This window comes from Chitinophaga sp. 22620, from assembly GCF_052044405.1.
GTDB lineage: Bacteria > Bacteroidota > Bacteroidia > Chitinophagales > Chitinophagaceae > Chitinophaga.
In genome coordinates, this window is the sequence record NZ_JBQEMV010000003.1 from 322,210 (window position 1) to 340,391 (window position 18,182).

Genomic DNA, 18,182 nt, shown 5'->3' on the forward strand with positions numbered 1-18,182 from the left:
GATTGTGGTTTATTTTTCCCTCACGATTTCTTTCCCGTACCGTCTCACACGCAGCGCGGCCTGTTCCTTATGCCCGGCAAAACCTTCCAGCTCGCAGAGGCGCATGGCGTATTCACCGATCATGGCGCTTGCTTCGGGCGTACAGCGCTGGTAGGTGCAGTTCTTCAGGAATTTGCCCACCCACAGCCCCCCCGTGTACCTGGCGGCTTTCATGGTAGGCAGGGTATGGTTGGTGCCGATCACTTTGTCGCCGTAAGCTACATTCGTTTCCGCACCCAGGAACAACGCGCCGTAATTGGTCATGTTGTCGAGGAAAAACTGCGGGTCTTTCGTCAGCACCTCCACATGTTCGTAGGCCAGCGCATCGGCTTCGCGCAGCGCTTCTTCCTGGTTGTCCACAACGATAACCGATCCGCAATCGTCCCAGGCCACCCGCGCAATATCCGCCGTGGGCAGGTATTGCAGCTGCCTTTCGATCTCCGCCAGCGTTTCCTCCGCCAGTTCGGCGGAGGTGGTGATAAGCGCGGCGGGCGAGGTAGGCCCGTGCTCTGCCTGCCCCAGCAGGTCGCAGGCCACCATTTCGGCGTCCGCGGTTTCGTCGGCTATCACCAGTATTTCCGTCGGGCCGGCAAAGAGGTCCATCCCCACGCGGCCGAACAATTGCCTTTTTGCTTCCGCTACATAGGCATTGCCTGGCCCCACGATCATATCCACCGGTGAAATGGAAGATGTGCCGATGGCCATGGCGCACAATGCCTGCACACCTCCGAGGATATAGATCTCGTCCGCCCCTGCAAAATGCATGGCGCATACGGTGGCTTCGGGGATGTTGCCATTGATGGGCGGCGTACAGGCGATCACTCTTTTTACGCCGGCCACCCGGGCGGTAATGATGCTCATGTGCGCAGAGGCCACCATGGGGTACCGCCCGCCGGGGATGTAACAGCCCACGCTGTTCACCGGGATATTCTTATGCCCGAGGAATACGCCGGGCAATGTTTCAATTTCAATATCCGAAATGGAGGCGCGCTGCTGCTCCGCAAAAAACCGTATCTGCTGCTGCGCGAAACGGATATCGTCCTTCACCTGCTGGGGCGTGCGGTCCACGATCGTTCTGATCTCGCTGTCCGTCAACCGGAATGAGCCGGGCGACCAGCCGTCGAACGACGCTGCGTATTTCCGCACGGCAAGATCGCCGTTCTCTTCCACGTCCCTGATGATCTTCTCAACGGTTTTCCGGATGTCCGCGTCTGCGTTCCTGATATCGGATTCACTTTTCCCTTTTTTCAAATACCTGCTCATTGGTTTGATTTTATTCGCCCGGAGGCTTGGTTAACTTGTATGATCAATTTCCCCATAACGTGGGGTCGTTCCCTTTGCTTTTCCGCCACTCGTTCCTCCAGCGGTGTATATCCGCCGGCCCTATGAGCGGGCGCGGCTTACGGGCCGCGGCGTCGGGGATGGCGGGGATCCGTGATGCGGTGGACTGGTACCAGTATGCCACACTGGCCAGGTCCAGCGTCATGACGTTCATGCTGCCATGTTCGATGGTGAAGCGGAAGGAGGTGTCGAAATAAATGGGGTCCTGCATATGGAACCGGTAGATATGCGTTCTGCCCAGGAAACCTTTTTCACCGTTTATTTTCGCATAACCGAAATAGGGTGTGGAATACGGTTTGTCCGGCGCTCCCCACGACGTGTTAAAATAGTCTTCGGTACCGGTGCCATGCAGTGAGGGGCGGTCTTCCCCGTCAATGAATATCATGTCGTCTCCTTCGCCATACCAGAACGGTGTGGGAGAATGCACGTAATAGTTGACGCCGGCGAAATGCCCCTTCCCTTTTATGTCGGCTATCAGGTAATTGTTTTTGCCGGTTTTATTGGGTTTACCGGGGCCGAACATCCAGTGCTCGTTCTCCACGCTGTCTTCCGCGCCGGTCAGCGCTTTATTGTACCAGGCATGGAACCTGCCGGACTTCGGCGGCAGCTGGTCCATTTCCACGTAGTCGATGTAAAAATACAGGGTCCTGATCTCGCTGCCGGACTGGTTCTCGATCTCTATCCTGGCGCCTTTCGCGAAAGGCATGGCGAAATAGCTGACCAGGCCCATCCCGTTTACGGGCGTTGCGGCCAGCGGCGCGGAGGTGAAGAGGTAGGAATCGTTCCAGCCCTGGCCGAAGAAAGGACCGATGGGCGATTGTACGGAAGGATAATCGTTCCCGTCCCAATACATGCTGATGATGACGTCGTTGCGGCTTAATTTATCCGGCTCGGGCCCCGTGGTGAACCAGATGTGCTGGATGATGCCCGCGCCTTTTACATCAAAGATGGTGCGCTTCTCTCCGCTCGCGATGCGCTGCAGGTTGTCGTGGTTGTCGCCGGACCGGTCGTAGCTGCTCACGCGCCTCGACCGGACGTTTTCCCTGATGCGGGTGAGATCCGTCATTTCCTGCGCATACGCCTGCGTTGCGGAGAAGATGCATATGAAGATGTACGATATTGTTTTCATCCCTTATTACCTGTTTTTACCAGCATGATGATTACGCACAGCGCTAAGTTAAAGAGCGTGTACGGCCTGTTTAATTGCCCCACAGCTGCGGGTCGTTGCCTTTGCTTTTTCTCCATTCATTTCTCCACCGGTGAAAATCGCCGATGTTGATGAGGGGTTTGGGCGCCCTGGCTTCCTTACCCGGTATAGGCGGCACGGCGGTGGCTTCGCTTTGGTACCAGTACGCCACGCTGGCCAGGTCCAGCGTCAGTACGTTGTTGTGGCCATGCTCTATGGTGAATTTAAACGACTTGTCGAAGTACAGCGGGTCGGTGATGTGGAAGCGGTAGAGATGCGTTCTGCCCAGCCATCCCATATCGTTGTTCACGCGCGGATAGCCGTAGTAGGCATGCTGAAAGATATTCTTCGGGCAGAACGCCGTGTTGAAATAATCTTCCGTGCCTGTGCCGTGAAGCGTGGGAGAAGGCGAACCGTCGATGTAGATCATGTCGTCGCCCTCACCGTACCATACCGGGGTGGGGCAATGCACGTAATAGTTCACGCCTACGAAGTGGCCCTTCCCTTTTATGTCGGCAAACAAATAATTGTCCTTGCCGGTAGTGTTGTACCCCGTTTTGCCGAGGATGCCCCATTCATTTTCACCGCCTTCACCGGCGGAACCGGCGAGCTGTTTGTTATACCAGCTGTGAAAGCGGCCGGCATTGGCGGGCAGCTTGTTCATGGCGACATAATCCACGTAATAATAAAAATTGTCAATGGGCCGGCCGGTCTGGTTCTCGATTTCTATTTTAGCGCCGTTGGCGAAAGGCATGCTGAAATAGCTGACCAGCCCCTTTCCCCTGTCGGGCCCCGCGATCAGCGGCAGCGAATTGAACTCATACGATTCACCCCAACCCTGCCCGAAGAAAGGGCCAATGGGCGATACGACGGAAGGTTCCGCCTTACCGTCCCAATACATCCTGATAATGATATCGTTCCGGTTCAGCGCTCCGGGCTCGGGCGCCATGGTGATCCAGATATGATTGATGATGCCTGCGCCTTTTACGTCGAATACGATCTTCTTTTCATCTTTCTCTATGCGGAGAAAATCGTCGTTGCCGCCGGTCTTGTCGAAACTGCTGACCCGTTTGGAGGTCATGCCCTGCTGTATCTGCGACAGCGCGGCCAGGTCGCTGGCGGGTGTTTGCGCCTGTGCGCACAGGGCGCCAAGGCATAATAGGACAGTCGCTATTCTTCGTTTCATCCGTTAATATTTACTTCGTAATTATTTGTTTTTTTTAGTTGTCTCTGTGAACCTCCTTCGTCGGTTTTATTTACGCATCATTGATCCGATTACGGCTTCGGCAGGTTTCCCGATCGCGGAATTTTTGGTGAGGTCCCAGAAATTTTCCCGCTGCTGTATCTGCGCCTGCGTGGTAACGATCCAGCTTTGTATCCATCCGGTGAGTGTGCACCATGCGCCCCAGCCCGCATCGGAGTTAGATGCCCAGTAGTCCCAGCGCCCGTAGTCGAAACCCCTGAACCATGCACCATCCACGTCCTTATGTTTTTCACTCTGCACTTGTATCCTTGTCAGGAAATCGGAGAGCTTGTTGACGGCGTCGCGGTACTTTTTGTCGCCGGCGGCCGCGGCGGCCTCGTTGAGGCTGAACACCGCGAAATTGCAGGTATACAGCATACAGGCCACTTTTTCGCCGTTGCGGAATATCAGCGACCCTTCATCGAGGCCGTAGTCATCATTCTTTTTCAATTCCCTGAACATGCCTTTGCCTTTGCCCAGCTCTTCCATGATGGCGCCGCTTTCATCCTGGTATTTTAATATTTCATTGACCATTTTATCCAGCCACTGGCGGTGCTCCTGCGTATCTTCTACCCTCACGAGCCAGGCCAGCGGCAGTATCATGCGGGCGCGCTGGGTTTGCATGCTGCTGCCCCACAACCATTTGTCCGGGTAACCTTCCATCGTGATGCGGATGGCTTTTTTTGTCTGGGATAAAAGCGGTTCGTATTTCGTTTTATCGTACAGCCACAGGTAACAGGCCCACATCCAGGATTCAAAATGCGGGGAAATATAGATGAGGTCGCGCTGCTGGTAGAACTGCAGGCCGTTTTTGATGATATCCGGTTCCTCGATGCGCTCCCCGCGGAAACCAAGATTGCCGGTGGTCCTGAAGTTGGCCATGATGGCCTCGGCCAGCTCCTTGTCCCATTTGCTTTTGTTGAGATACGATGCTGCCCCGATGGCGCCGAGGATGGCGCGGGCGTTATCGTCGCCATAGAACGAGCCGGCGGCAGTGGTGGCCCAGCCGATCAGGCCGTAAACAGGGCTGGCGGGATCATTCTTGGCGCCCGCGCGCATATTGGAGGTATGGAACATAAAATCGATCAGGCGGGCGGATTTGTCCTTGTACGTTTGATTGTTGAACAGCCGCCCTGCCGCCGCGAGCGCCATACTGGTTTCACCCTGTACGTCCGCGCGCATCCAGTAGCGGTATTGCTGGTGGCCGTCGTAATAAATGGTTGAAGTGTGCCCTTCGATAATGCCCAGGCTCCCGTTGCCGTTAGGCTTATCGGCGGGCAGCGCCGGGCCTACCGGCGTGGTGCCGTTCTTGCCGTCGTATTGATGCCAATACTCCTTCCAGGCAGGATGTATAAAAAAGCGGCCGTTATCGAACCAGGCCACGCCTTTGCGGATGCTGGTAAGGCGGGCGCCGGCGGGCAGCGGCGTTGTTTTGCCGTACATCGGGCGCACATCTTCTTCCCATTTTTTCAGCGTAATGTTTTCAACGCCGGTGATCCTGGACAGGATGTAGGCCCATACCGTTTTCATGGAGGCTTTCGGCCCGTAACGGCCTGTCTGGAAATTACTCAGGCCCGTCATGCATACCAGCGCGTTATCCTGTTCAAACAGCAAGGGATATGTTTTGGTATCGGCCAGCCCGTATTCCGCTTTATCAAGCCCCACCACTTTCGCCAGTACGATCAGCGGGTTGCCGGCGGTAACGGGCAAAATGTGGCAGTCGTGAATGCCCAGCAGGCTCATAGGCGCCAGCCCGCTAAAAACATCCGCCGTAATAACGCCGCGTTCAAACTTTGTTTCAATGGGCTTTTCAGGGATGTCAAGACCCGGGAACGACGATGGGTATTCAATATAAAGCCGCAGCGATTTTTTAGCGGCTTCCTCCAGCAGCTGGCGCGAAATGCGGTTCACCGGGTCTGCCTGCGGGTAATTATTGGCCAGGATAAAAACCCCTGCTCCCCGCGGCGCGGCTTTCACGGCGGCTTCCGGCGAGCTGTATTTCCTGACGGCAAATCCTTCGCGCAGCAACAGCCTGTACAGGTCGTTGCGCACATTGCCATAGAAATACACTTCCTTCCCCTTGCCCGCACGGGCCGTAAGCCCTGTTGCAAGCAGGATGCATATCCATAGAAAAAATGTTGCCTTCATTGTTATGATATCAGTGAGTGATTGGAATATGAGCAGCAAATAACGCTGTCAACAGCTTTTGTGTTTCCGTAATGATGAATGCTTCCGCCTCTTTGGCCAGGTACGACCATTTGCCCGGGCCGGTTTCATAACCGCCTTCTTCGAATGCCGCTTCAGTAGGCACATAACCGATGGTGTTCTCGGCATATGCCGTTATGATGGTATGTTCAAAAGGCGAATCCCGTTCAATGGCAAAAGCGGTTTCTGTAAAGGGCTCCCCGGGAATGAATACCAGGGCGAGCGGCCCGATGGCGATGGCATTGAACCTTGCAAGCGCCTCCGCGGCTTTCGTCACGCCCGCTTCCGGCCTCACCGGCAGCTGTATTTCGCTGTGTATGCAGCGGAATGCGCCCGCGCAGGGTACGCCCCGCTCCCGCCCTGCCAGCGCAGCCAGCGCCTTGCCATGCTGCTGTGCGTACGCCGGCCCGGCGGATACGGTGGGCGGATTGATGTCGCCTGCCGCCCCGTTCAGGAAAAGCGGCATGCCGTGTTTTCCCGATGCTTCCAGCGCCAGGCACATTTCACCGGGAAACTCGGCGGAAATATGCGGCAGGCACATTTCATGCACAGGATGGCAAACAGCATGCACCAGCGTGGCAATGGCATCGCCATCCGGATCTTCAAACCTTACCGTATGCACCCGGCGGTCCACAGGCTCCCTGTTGAGCAGCTCCGGTGCTATAGGTTGCAGGGCGTCAGACATCATCACTCCTTCCGGCGTTGGGATGCGGCGCTGCATGGAATAACCTTCCAGCGTGGCAACCGCCACCGACGTATGGCAGGGCCGCGCCGCCAGAGCTGCCTCCAGGATAGCCCGTTTGACCTGCTGCTGCACGGTTGCCAGCCATTGTTTATACACCGGTGTAAGGTAGAGGCCCGATAAAGCCACCGATTCCGGCCCGTTATGTGTATGCGTGCAGGTGATGATGATCCTGTCCGGCGGGATGATGTCCGACAGCCCTTTTTTGAACTGCTGCCATCCACCGGCCGCGGTATCGTTTAGCGCCAGCAGGTCCAGTGACACGACCGCCACCAGGTCCTGCTCCGTGCCCAATACAAGAACACGGGCTTTCAGCGGCAGCCTCACCGATTGAAAAGGTTCATACAGCCCGTGTACCGAAGAAGTGAGCAAACCCACTTCCAGCGGTGGCGTAATGTCTGTTACCGAAGTGCCGGCCAGTAATTGCGATGGTTCCATATGATGCCTAAGCTCCTTGTTTTTTTACCCAGTTAAGCGACTGCTGCCAGAAGGCGTCATAGCTGTCCCACAATTCAAAATTTAAACCCCAGTGCGGCGCGGGATCGGACATATAAGTAAGGATGCGGCCCTTGCCGTATTCGCCCGCCACAACCAGCGGGTGGCCGGTTTCTTTCACCCGTACCAGCACTTCTCCTTCGGGTTTCGCAGTCACCTCGTTATAACCGAAGATGGGCGGAAAGGTATCCCAGCTCAATCCTTTTACAGCCGGGTGACCGGGCACTACCAGCTCTGCGGTGAAGCCGGCGGATGATTCAACAAGATCTTCCGTAGCGAGGCATTGCACGGGCAATGCATTGGAAAAGGAACTTCTTCCCCAGCCGCCTTTACCGAATGCGCCGCTGAACGACAGCCAGCCGCCGAGCATCAGCAGGCCGCCGCCGTCCGCGATCCAGTTCTTAACAGTGGTGAGCCGGTCCGGGAAAGTGACCACCGTATCTTTCCGCTGCGCGCGGTCGAAAAAGCTGGGGAAAAGATGGAAACATTTGGCTTCCACATCGCTGATGATAAGGCCGGTTGAAGCGTCCAGTATTTCTTCGAGCCTGCCGGGCTGCATGCGGTACAGTTCCCAGTTGGCCATGCTGGTTACATCCACCACCGGGTCAATGGCTTTCACCAGCCTTTTTCCATAAAAGTGCAGGTCTGCATCTTTGGTTTCCGTTCCGAAAGGTGTTTCGATAAACAGCGGTCCCACGCTGAATACCCAGTCGCCCAGGTAAAGAATGTGCTCCCGTTTTACGTCCGTCGTTTGTTTCATGTTTTATCTGGTTTTATAAGTTAATTCAGGTTGTTGATGATCGTTTCTTCTTCTACAGCTGCGGGCACAGCATTGTCTGCAGCCCGCAACGCCAGCACCGCCAGGTATTGTTTCGCCAGTTTCCAGAAGATGAGGAAAGTGATGATGGCCGCCGCAACGGTCAATGTTCCGGTGAGATACCGCGCGAACCATGCATGGGTGAGCCCCAGCATCAGCAGCGATACGGATACGGTTCCCAGGATGGCGATGAATATGCCGCGGAACACGAGCTTAAACGAACCGCCAGGACCATGTTTGTCCAGCGATCTGTAAGGCGTCCAGCAGCCCAGCGGGTGCGCCCTGAGATAAAATTTCCGCAACAGCTCATCCGGATCGGGTTTGGTGAGCAATGCCACCGCCACCCACAACACTGTGGTGAGGCCCATCACCAGGAGCGTCTGCCAATACCAGGGCATCACTAAGCTGCCTGCCCAGGGAACATTCAAAAAAGCCAGTAGTTTGGGACCTAACACCACCAGGCAGAAAATGCCCGCCCCGCCAAAGGAAGCGGCTACGCGCGCGGGGCCGTTAAAACGCCACCACCACCATTGCGCCCAGTTGGCGGGCAGTTCCGCGGCGCTGAGAGAGAGCATAAAAATGGCCACGTCCGTAATGATGAGCACATTAAATACCACGGCGACAGACAGCGCGAGGATGATGATCATGCCGATCTTTCCTATCAGCATGTAATGGCTTTCTTTTGCTTTGGGCACGAACCAGCGGCGGTAGATGTCGCTCACGAGCACCTGGCTGCCGAAATTGAGGTTATCGCCAACGGTAGACATGGTGGCGGCCAGCATAGCGGCTACCATCAATCCCATGGCGCCCGCTGGCAGCAATGTTTTCATCAGCCTGCCGTACACCAGTTCCCTGTCCGCGCCCGCTTCGCGCAAATCGGGCCACATCACCGCCGCGCTGATGCTGGGTAATGTAACCAGCAACAGCAGCAGGAACATGCTGATAGCCGCCACCACGTACATAGTGAGCGCTTCCGCCGGTGTGCGCGTGGAAAGGATGCGCTGCCCTTCCATGGCACCTCCCATAGGCGCAGCATCTCCGCCGTAACCGATGCTCTGCCCCAGCAGCCAGCCCAATGCGGCAGCGAGAGGGAACACAGCATGGTCCCTGGGTGGCACGGAACCGAGTATCTCCGCACCCGACGGGCCGAATTTGGTCTGAATGGCGGTTACCATTGCCTCAGCGCCGCCGAAGTGCCGGAGAGTAAGCCAGGCCAGCATTAAAGTGCCGGCAAGGAAAATGATCATCTGTATAAAATTCGAGATCACCACGCCTTTGTAGCCTGAAGAGAATACAAAAAGAAGTGAAACCGGTACTACGAGGTATAGTGTTTCCAGCTTGGAGAGGTCAAAAGCCGGCCCCATGATCTTACAGGCCGCCAGCAGCGTAATGCCCGTCCATGCCGGCATCGCTACCATGGAAGTGCGGATGGCGATCCAGAGCCGCATGGCGGCAGCGGCGCCTTTCGGGAAACGCAGGTCGTAAAATTCAAGGCTGGTGAACAGGTTGAGCCTGCGCCAGAAAACGGCAAACAGCACGCCTCCCAGGAAGAGCGCCAGGCCAAACCGGCTGAGGTACCACCAGCAGATGAAACCGCCGGTGGCCACTGCCAGCCCGCCGTAACCGGTAGCCGCATCAGGGCTTACCAATGCCGCCGTGTAGGAAACACCGTTCAACCAGCCAGGTATTTTACGGCCTCCCAGGAAAAAATTGTCCATGCTCTTGTTGGCAAAACGGCGGTGCCAGAACCCCGTGCCGAGCATCAGCAAAATATAGATCCCTACTATCCAGATGTCTATTTGGTGCCAGTTCATATGTTGTTGTTCCGGTTTATCAGAGAATGCCTTTTAATCGTTGCTCCAGCGGCGCCAGCGGCGGCAGGTCGTTCTCCGGCTTGTCCAGGTAGAAATATGCCGTGGCGGAATAGTTGTCTACGCGGTAAAAATTCACCCATTCGTCCGCCGGAAATTTGTCGTCAGACAGATCGGGATAACCAGGCTCTTCCAGCAGCTTCACAAGCCCTTTCTGCGTCATCACGGAAACAGGCTGCACTTTACCGCCAGCTTTTGCAATGGCCCTGATCTTATCCCTTCCGCCGCCGCCCATTTGCTGGATGGTCACCTTGCAATTCGTCTGAAAATAAACGGGATCAGGAATGTGATAGCGGTAAAACGCATACTGGCCTCTTTCTTTGTCAACGATTGGCGCGCCCTGGTACAGGTGCGCAAAAGGACCAAGGTTCCAGGCGGAGCCGACATAATCTTCGGTACCGGTGCCGACCAGCGTGGGATATTGTTTATCCCCGTCCAGGTACATTTTTATTTCACCTTCGCCAAACCATGTATCTCCGTACACCTTGTCTGGAATGATGCTCAGGTTGGTGCCTAAAAAACGGCCCCTGCCTTTTACCTGTGGCAGTATCTCGAAGTCATCGCCTGGTTTGCCGCCGGTACTGCTGGTCCAGCATGCATGGAAATACGCGATCTCCTGCGGGTGCTTTTTCACTTTTGTCAGGTTCACATCAAAGAACAGCAGCTGGTTATGTTTCGATTCATTCACAAAAACGATCTTCGCATGTTTTTTAAAGGGCATGGGGACGAAGCAGTTGAATGATTTGCCCTCCGGGTCGGAGAACAGCGCGCTTTGAAAAGCCGTTCTGCGCCCGAGGCCAATGCCAAAGAAATCTCCCAGCGGCACGGCCACGGCGGGTTTGCTTGCGCCGTCCCAGTACATTTCGATATAGATGGAACGGAGCGAAGCCGGGCTTCTTTCGATGATGGTCATCCATATCCGGTTGATCACACCGGCCCCGTCGTAATCCATGATCACTTTCCGCTCCCCTGGCTTTATCCATTCCGCTGCGTGCCCTTTTGCGCCTTTGTTTTCTATGCCGCCCTTCCCTTTTGCGCCGGATGCGTTCTCCAGGCTGATCCATTGCGTTTCAGCGCCGGCGGGCAGCTCATATAATTGCTGGGCATGCGCGGCAGCGGAAAAAAAGCAGCACAGCAGCAACATGCATCCTCTGTTGAATAATCCTGTCATTCGTATGGGTTGTTTGATGATTGTTTACCAGCCCGGGTTCTGCACCAGCTTCCTGTTCTTCTCAAGTTCACGCTGCTGGATGGGCCACAGGTAATGTTTCTTTTCGAACACTCTTTTTTCCACTACTTTTCTTTTGTAAAAGTCGTCGCTGGACATGTTGTAGCCGTCGGTCAGTACATCCAGCCCGTAAATGTTTCCATTGTCGATGGTCTCCGCGGTTTTCCAGCGGTGCGTATCAAAATAGCGGTGTGTTTCAAACGCAAGCTCTATCCTTCGTTCATGGCGGATCTTCTCCCGCATGTCCGCCTGCGAGAGGCCGGCGGGCAGGCCCGGCAAGCCTGCGCGGTCGCGGATCAGGTTCACGTATTTATATACATCCGCCACGGGGCCCTGTGCTTCGTTCAATGCTTCTGCGTAGTTGAGGTACTGTTCTCCCAGGCGGAAAAATATCCAGGTCCTGATGGGCCCGGATTCGGGCTGCATCACATACGAGGGGTGCGTCAGTTTTTTCATAAGATAGCCCGTTTCGCTGAAATTCGCACCGGCGTCGAACGGGCGGCCGTCGATCCCCCCTTTCCAGAACTGCAGCGGTGTGGTCCTGTTCTGCGGAGGGGCGGTTTTAAACTTTGCGCCGGTGAAATTGATGCTGGCATAAAAACGTGGCTCACGGCCCACATACATCCCGCGGGTACCGGCGTAATAGTTATCGGTAGCTGCGGCGGCCTGGATACTTTCGTCATAACCCGAAAGCGGATTGATAACGGGCGTCAGGTCTGCATTGTAACCCAGGATGGGACGTATGCCGTTCGCCATTTCATAATCGTCCACGATGTTCTGCGTAGCATTCTGCAAGGGCCAGTTGCCACGGGGCATTCCTCTTGGTTCGCTGTAGGCGTCTACATTCAGGTAACCGGGATCGCTCCTGGTAAAAAATACTTCGTCGTTAAAGTTGATATAGAATACCTCCTGGTAGTTCTTTACAGGATTGGCGCCGGAGCGGTGCAATTTATGCCCGGCGGATTCCGCCAGGTCTATGCAGGCTTTTGCCGCAGTGGCTGCCGCCGCCCATCTCGCTGCCTGGAAACCGGGGAACAGGTGCATGCCTTCGTTATCTGTAAACGCGGCATAGTCAGGATTACCGTTCCACAGCGGGCTGGCCATATACAGCAGCGCTCTCGCCTTCAGCGCCATACAGGTCACTTTGGAAGGTTTGCCGTAATCGGTAGTGGCCGTCACCCGCAACTGCAGCAGCTCAGCGGCTTTGTCGCATTCACTGACGATAAACTCCACACACTCGTCGATGGGTTGGCGCTTAAAAGCCGTGAGGTCTTCGTCCAGCAGCAGCGTTCTGTCTATAACCGGCACCGGGCCATAAGCCCTGATCAGGAAAAAATGATTGAGCGCCCGGAGGAAAATCGCCTCTCCTTTCCAGTTAGCGATCTTGTCTTCTGATGCGAGCTCCGACGGCGCCAGTCTGTTGATGTTCTCCAGGAATATATTCGCCTTGCGGATAGCAAAGTAGCTTTGCGACCAGATGTCCTGCACATATGAATCGGCGTTCCAGTTGCCGTTGTTCATAGCATTGGTAAAGTTCACCTCATAGCTTATCTCCAGCTCGTCCGCCGCGGCGTTGAATGTATTATTGGGCGGGCATCCGCCGCAGGGATTATCCACCATCGCCAGTTCTTTCGGAAGATGGGAGTAGATGTTGGCAAGGTATTGCTCGGTAAAAATAGCGTTGGTAAATACCTGCTCCAGCGTCAGGTCTTCATCCGGTGTTTTCTCCAGGTAATCCTTCTTGCAGGAAGGCGTTATAAAAAGCAGTATTGCGGCCAGAACGGGAATGATATATGATTTCATGATACCAGGTTTTAAATTGACTAAAAATTGGCTTCCAGCCCGAAATTGTAGTTCCGCGGAATGGGATAACCGCCTGTGCCGAAATCGGATTCAGGATCGATCACCTTGATCTTATCCCAGGTAGCCAGGTTGGTTCCCTGCGCAAACACCCTGATGCTTTTCAGCGCCGCTTTTTTGGTAAGGTTCACAGGAATGGTGTAGCCGATCTCCGCGTTCTTGATCCGCAGGTAATCACCCCCCCTGTACCAGAGCGAGGAACCGGTGTAGTTGTTGGTACTGGCCGCTCTTACCGCCGGGAATTCCGCATGTTCGTTATTACCGCCTACAATAAACCGTTTATCGTACACCTGTTGCATCACGTTGTAATAGCCTGCCTGGCCGGAGAAGGCCCAGGCCGTCCAGCCCTGCGTGAAAAAGAAATCACGGCGGGCCGCTCCTGTAAAGAAGATGGTGGCGTCAAACCCTTTCCAGGCCGCGGTAGCCCCGAAACCGTACATCACCTGCGGCTCAGAACCGTAGCTGCCGATGATCGTACGGTCGGCCGAAGTGATCTTGCCGTCTTTATTGATATCCTCGTATTTAATATCACCAGGACGGATCACAGATTGCAGGGCGGTTTGCGAAGGGCTCTTGTCTATATCCTCCTGGTCCTGGAAGAAACCCAGCGCGCGGTAACCGAGGTTGGACCCGATGGAGCTGCCCCGGAGATCCTGCCAGGGATAGAGCGAGGGCGGAGCGTCGTTCTCTATGATGGTGTTTTTCGCGTAGGTGAAGTTGGCGGTGAAGGAGTAATAGAATCCTTTTTTAGTCGTGTTCCTGAGCTGCAGGCTGGCTTCAAACCCTTTGTTCTCCGTGATGCCCACGTTGCCGAAGGGCACTGTGCCGCCGGGATACCCGGCATAAATGGGGATGGTCCTCCGTTCCAGCAGCTGCCCCTCGCGGCGTTCGTGGAAAACGCTGGTGGACAGGGTAACCCTGCTGTTGAACATTTCGAGATCAAATCCCAGGTCTGTTTTATAGGCCGTTTCCCAGGTTACGTTCTCGTTGCCGATGCGGGCCTCGCTTTTGCCGCCGGGGTCGCGGTTCTGGTCAAGGCCGAATACGTAGCCCGGAGCAGATTTGTTATACGTGCTCAGGTACAGGAAACGCGCGCCGCCGATCCGGTCGTTGCCCACGATGCCGTAGTTGCCTCTCAGCTTGAGCAGGTTCACCACGTCCTTGTTCCAGAATTTTTCATTGGATACTATCCAGCCCGCGCCGACGGCGGGAAAGAGGCCGTACCGCTTGCCCTTGGGAAAGTTCTCGGAACCGTTGTAGCCTGCGCTCAGCTGCAGCAGGTACCTGTAATCATAGTTGTAGGTTAGGCGGCTGATAAGGCCCTGCCGGCGTTCGGGAAGGTTCTGGATAGAGTTGCCGGCATTGACGTTGGTGAATTCCCTTCTTTCCGCTGTAAGCATGCCGGTTACATGATGATGGCCAAACGCGCGTTCGTAATCGATGCCCGCCTGTGCATACATCGTTCTGTACGTTTCATTCCGGTTCTCAAAGCCTAAAGGAGATTCGGTAGACCATTGCTTATACGTTTCAGCACCCGTAACCGGGTCTTTTGCGTAAGAGTAGGTAGCCGGCCATTTTTGCCGTATGTTCTGGGTGATGTCCACCACATCAAAGGCCACGAGGCCGCGGGCAGACAGGCCCGGCGTTACATACGAAAGATCCCATTTGGCGGAGAGGTTGCTCACCAGCGTATTGTAGAACTGTTTGGTATAGCCAGTTTGAGTGACCAGTGCATAAGGGTTCAATAACAGGTCGCCAAAAGCGCCGGGCTGGCTGCCGTTGGGATTTTTCACGGGATAGGTGTTCGGCGCCGTGAGCTTCAGGCCCATGAGTATCCTACCCGCATCCCTGCCGGGGAAGTTGGTATTGGAAATAATGCCTGAGAGGCCCAGTGCGAGCGAAAATCTTTTGCTCAGTTTCACATCCACGTTCGACCTGAAGTTGTACCGTTTCAGCGCGGCGTTGGTCTTGTAAGTATTTGCGGGGTCTTCGTTATAAATGCCTTCCTGTATGGTGTAACCCAGGTTCAGGTAATATTTCACGGTTTCCGTGCCGCCAGATACGCCGAGGTTATTCATCATCTGCCGGGTCCTTTTTTTCAGCACCACATCGTACCAGTTCACATTCGGGTACAGGTACGGGTCGGAACCGTCTTTATACTTTTGTATCTCCGCCGGGGAGAACTTGGGTAGTTCGCCTACGTTGGTGAGCGCTTCATTGTGGAGCAATGCATATTCATACCCGTCGATATTGTCTTCGATGCGCATGGGTACCACGATGGCGGCTTCCGAGCGGAAAGTGATGTTCGGTTTGCCCACGGCGCCCCTCCTGGTGGTGATCATGATCACGCCATTGGCGCCCCTGTTGCCGTATACCGCGGTGGAAGCGGCGTCTTTCAGTACGGAAAAACTTTCGATTTCCTGGATGTTCATGGTGGTCCAATAATCCTGTAATTCGCGCTCCACGCCATCTACGATAATGAGCGGTTTGTTGGTGCCGCTTTGCGACACCAGGCCGCGGATAAATACTTTCGCGGCATCATACCCCGGCTCGCCGGAGGTTTGCCGCGTAACGATCCCCGCCAGCTTTCCCCCGATGGCGTTGGTAAGCGAAGGCGTGGAATACTTCTGTATCTCCCTGGGCGACACAGAGGAAACGGCGCCCACCATGGTGATCTTCTTTTGTGTACCGTAACCCACTACCTGTACTTCGTTCAGCTTCCTGCTTTCTTCGTCGGGTAAAAGTTTGACGGTAATGGTCTTTTGATCCCCTGCTTTGACGGTGGTGCTGTAATAGCCCATAAAACTGAATACCAGGGAGTCTTCTTCCCGCTCCACTTCGATCATGAATTTGCCGTTCAAATCGGTGGTCATGCCTTTGGAGGTGCCTTTAATGCGCACAGAAGCGCCGGGCAACGCCTCGTTGTTTTCATTGGTGACCGTACCGGATACCACGAAGGAGCGCGCCTGTGTAATACCCGGCTGCACCGCATCCGCAGCTTTGAGAGCCAGCGGCGCCATACCGCAGATGAGCAGTAATACTGCATAAGGAGTGATGAACCTGGCGGCGGAAATGCGCCCGCCCGGAATTTTTCCGAACAAAAGATCGGTGAACCTGAATCCCGTAGAGAATTGCATAATAATAGGTTTAAAGGGTTCGGCGTTTGTTCAATTTTTGCGCTAACGTGAAAACATGAAAAGCCCATGGGCCGGCTATCGGTCTTATCCTTCCTTCAGGAACGTACATTGCTTCATAGCATCATGGCTATGGAGATTCTGGCTGATATCGGGCTGGCCTGTGAACTGATCACCGGCGCAGCGCCGCATTATGGTAAATAAACGAACATTCTGATTGAAAATGAATACGTATTCAAAAAATGAAACGGCAAAAAAAATCTACTTCCTGGACCTTACGGTGTTTCGCACCACCAGGTGGCCTTTCATCATCACGGTCTGTGGTTGGGCGGTAGTGTCGCCGATCTCGTTCACCAGCAGCTCAACGGTAGTGTCTACCATTTCTTCGAGCGGCTGCTCCCAGGTTGTCAGGGAATAGGAAGGCCATTCAGCCATGCGGATATTGTCAAAACCCACTACAGACACATCTTCGGGGATCCTGAGCCCCATGGTCCGGATAGCGTCCATTACGCCAAGGGCGATAATATCATTGCCGCAAAAGATGCAGTCAATATTCTTGTTCCGGGTGATCAGCTCCTGGGCCGCCTTGAACCCGCTTTCGAACGTATAGTTGCCGGGCTCTATCATAAGGTTTTTAATGCCCCTTTCCCGCAGCACTTCTTTAAAGCCCTTCAGCCGGTCTATAGTAGTGGAAGTATCGGAAGGACCGGAAACAAAGGCGAATGACTGGTGGCCCAGCTCCACCAGGTAAGTGGCGATCTGTTTGGCGGCCAGGTAGTTGTCGCAGAATACGGCGCTGCTTTCCAGCTGTTCGGTATACCGGTTGAACAACACTACCACGATGCCGTAGCGTTTGAATTTTTCGGAAGCTGAGGAAGACAATAAGGCGTCGGTGATGATAACCCCTTCTATATTGTATTCCAGCAGCTGTGTGACCTCGCTTTCCTGTATTTCTTCGTTCTCTGAATTGATAAAGATAAGATGGTACCCCAAGGCAGATAAGCGGTTATGGAAGATCTCCAGCACTGCGGAATAAAAGGGATTGCGGATGTTGCGCATCACGATGCCGATCATCATGGTCTTACGCGTGATAAGGCTCCTGGCGTGCGCATTAGGCTTGTAGCCCAGCTTTTCCGCGGCAGCGAGTATCTTTTTCCGCTTTTTCTCCGACACGTTCGTATTGCCGGCAAACACCCTGGAAACAGTAGACTGTGAAACGCCTGCTACTTCCGCTACATCCTGAGAAGTGTAATTCTTTTTTTCCAAGGGTTTGCTTTTTTTCTGAGAATCAGGTGGAATGAAAAAATGAATGCGTATTCATTTATACAAATATAATTTCCTTTTTGAAAAAAAAAGAGAAAATTTTAAAAAAGAACGGGATTTGTACTTTTTTCAGCATGCGGGGGACAAAAACGATAGAAGATGATCAAAATGGGAACAGTGACACCGGCGGATACTCTTGCAGGTTGTATACGGCCAGGTCCGGGATTTCGCCGACATTTGCATATAATGATAAAATAACTGACCGGGCATGAGCTGAACCACCAGCATCCCGCTGCATTATATAATTTTTCATTCAATACCATGAACCAACATCACATTTCCCAAGTACGCCACGGCTGCGCATGGATGATCCATATCTGCCTTCTGATGATATTTTTTCCCGGGCAGGCAGCCGCCCGGCAAGCTCCGCAGCCGGACAAGCGCATGGTCAGGCTGGCAATCCTTAAAATTGATACTGTGCACCTGGAAACGTATAAGGCTTTCCTGCAGGAACAGATCGAAACAGCGATCCGCGTGGAACCGGGAGTGTTGACGTATTACGCCGTGGCGGATAAAAAACATCCCTCACATATCACGATCCTGGAAGTGTACGCCAGCAGGGAGGCGTACCAGTCACACATCGCCTCGCCACATTTCCTGAAATACAAGAACGGCACGCTTCATATGGTCAAATCGCTGGAGCTGGTGGATGTAGATCCGTTGAAGTTCGCCAGCAAGGAAAACCCGTAAAGTGAGAT

Annotated in this window: 12 protein-coding genes; 1 reads left to right on the top strand and 11 read right to left on the bottom strand. The window is 54.3% G+C overall.

Annotated elements, in window-relative coordinates; genetic code table 11:
• Positions 1-9 precede the first annotated feature (9 nt).
• The 11 genes from hisD to ACTJIK_RS16795 form a co-directional block, all read right to left on the bottom strand.
• Positions 10-1,302: a histidinol dehydrogenase gene (hisD, locus tag ACTJIK_RS16745; RefSeq protein ID WP_440648127.1), complete on the bottom strand. Its 1,293-nt coding sequence runs from the start codon at positions 1,300-1,302 to the stop codon at positions 10-12.
• A 43-nt stretch (positions 1,303-1,345) separates the two neighbouring features.
• Positions 1,346-2,509: a glycoside hydrolase family 172 protein gene (locus ACTJIK_RS16750; RefSeq protein WP_440648129.1), complete on the bottom strand. Its 1,164-nt coding sequence runs from the start codon at positions 2,507-2,509 to the stop codon at positions 1,346-1,348.
• A 70-nt stretch (positions 2,510-2,579) separates the two neighbouring features.
• Positions 2,580-3,752, bottom strand: a complete 1,173-nt coding sequence (locus ACTJIK_RS16755; protein ID WP_440648131.1) for a glycoside hydrolase family 172 protein — start codon at positions 3,750-3,752, stop codon at positions 2,580-2,582.
• 66 nt (positions 3,753-3,818) lie between these two features.
• Positions 3,819-5,957: a hypothetical protein gene (locus tag ACTJIK_RS16760; RefSeq protein ID WP_440648133.1), complete on the bottom strand. Its 2,139-nt coding sequence runs from the start codon at positions 5,955-5,957 to the stop codon at positions 3,819-3,821.
• Between the two features lie 10 nt (positions 5,958-5,967).
• Positions 5,968-7,194, bottom strand: coding sequence for a hypothetical protein (locus ACTJIK_RS16765; protein ID WP_440648135.1), 1,227 nt, complete (start codon positions 7,192-7,194; stop codon positions 5,968-5,970).
• A 7-nt stretch (positions 7,195-7,201) separates the two neighbouring features.
• A complete protein-coding gene (locus ACTJIK_RS16770) occupies positions 7,202-8,011 on the bottom strand; it encodes a glutamine amidotransferase (protein ID WP_440648137.1) in 810 nt (269 codons plus the stop codon).
• Between the two features lie 20 nt (positions 8,012-8,031).
• Positions 8,032-9,882, bottom strand: coding sequence for a sodium:solute symporter family transporter (locus tag ACTJIK_RS16775; protein ID WP_440648139.1), 1,851 nt, complete (start codon positions 9,880-9,882; stop codon positions 8,032-8,034).
• A gap of 19 nt (positions 9,883-9,901) precedes the next feature.
• The gene (locus ACTJIK_RS16780) at positions 9,902-11,110 is read right to left on the bottom strand and encodes a glycoside hydrolase family 172 protein (protein ID WP_440648141.1); all 1,209 of its coding nucleotides are present in this window, start codon (positions 11,108-11,110) and stop codon (positions 9,902-9,904) included.
• 24 nt (positions 11,111-11,134) lie between these two features.
• On the bottom strand, positions 11,135-12,970 hold the full coding sequence (locus ACTJIK_RS16785; RefSeq protein ID WP_440648143.1) for a RagB/SusD family nutrient uptake outer membrane protein: 1,836 nt from the start codon (positions 12,968-12,970) through the stop codon (positions 11,135-11,137).
• A gap of 20 nt (positions 12,971-12,990) precedes the next feature.
• Positions 12,991-16,164 (bottom strand): SusC/RagA family TonB-linked outer membrane protein, encoded by a 3,174-nt coding sequence (locus ACTJIK_RS16790; RefSeq protein WP_440648145.1) that lies wholly within the window; start codon positions 16,162-16,164, stop codon positions 12,991-12,993.
• A 258-nt stretch (positions 16,165-16,422) separates the two neighbouring features.
• Positions 16,423-17,427 (bottom strand): LacI family DNA-binding transcriptional regulator, encoded by a 1,005-nt coding sequence (locus tag ACTJIK_RS16795; protein ID WP_440648147.1) that lies wholly within the window; start codon positions 17,425-17,427, stop codon positions 16,423-16,425.
• 474 nt (positions 17,428-17,901) lie between these two features.
• Here ACTJIK_RS16795 and ACTJIK_RS16800 point away from each other — a divergent pair, with 474 nt between their 5' ends.
• Positions 17,902-18,174, top strand: coding sequence for a putative quinol monooxygenase (locus ACTJIK_RS16800; protein ID WP_440648149.1), 273 nt, complete (start codon positions 17,902-17,904; stop codon positions 18,172-18,174).
• The last annotated feature ends 8 nt before the right edge of the window (positions 18,175-18,182 follow it).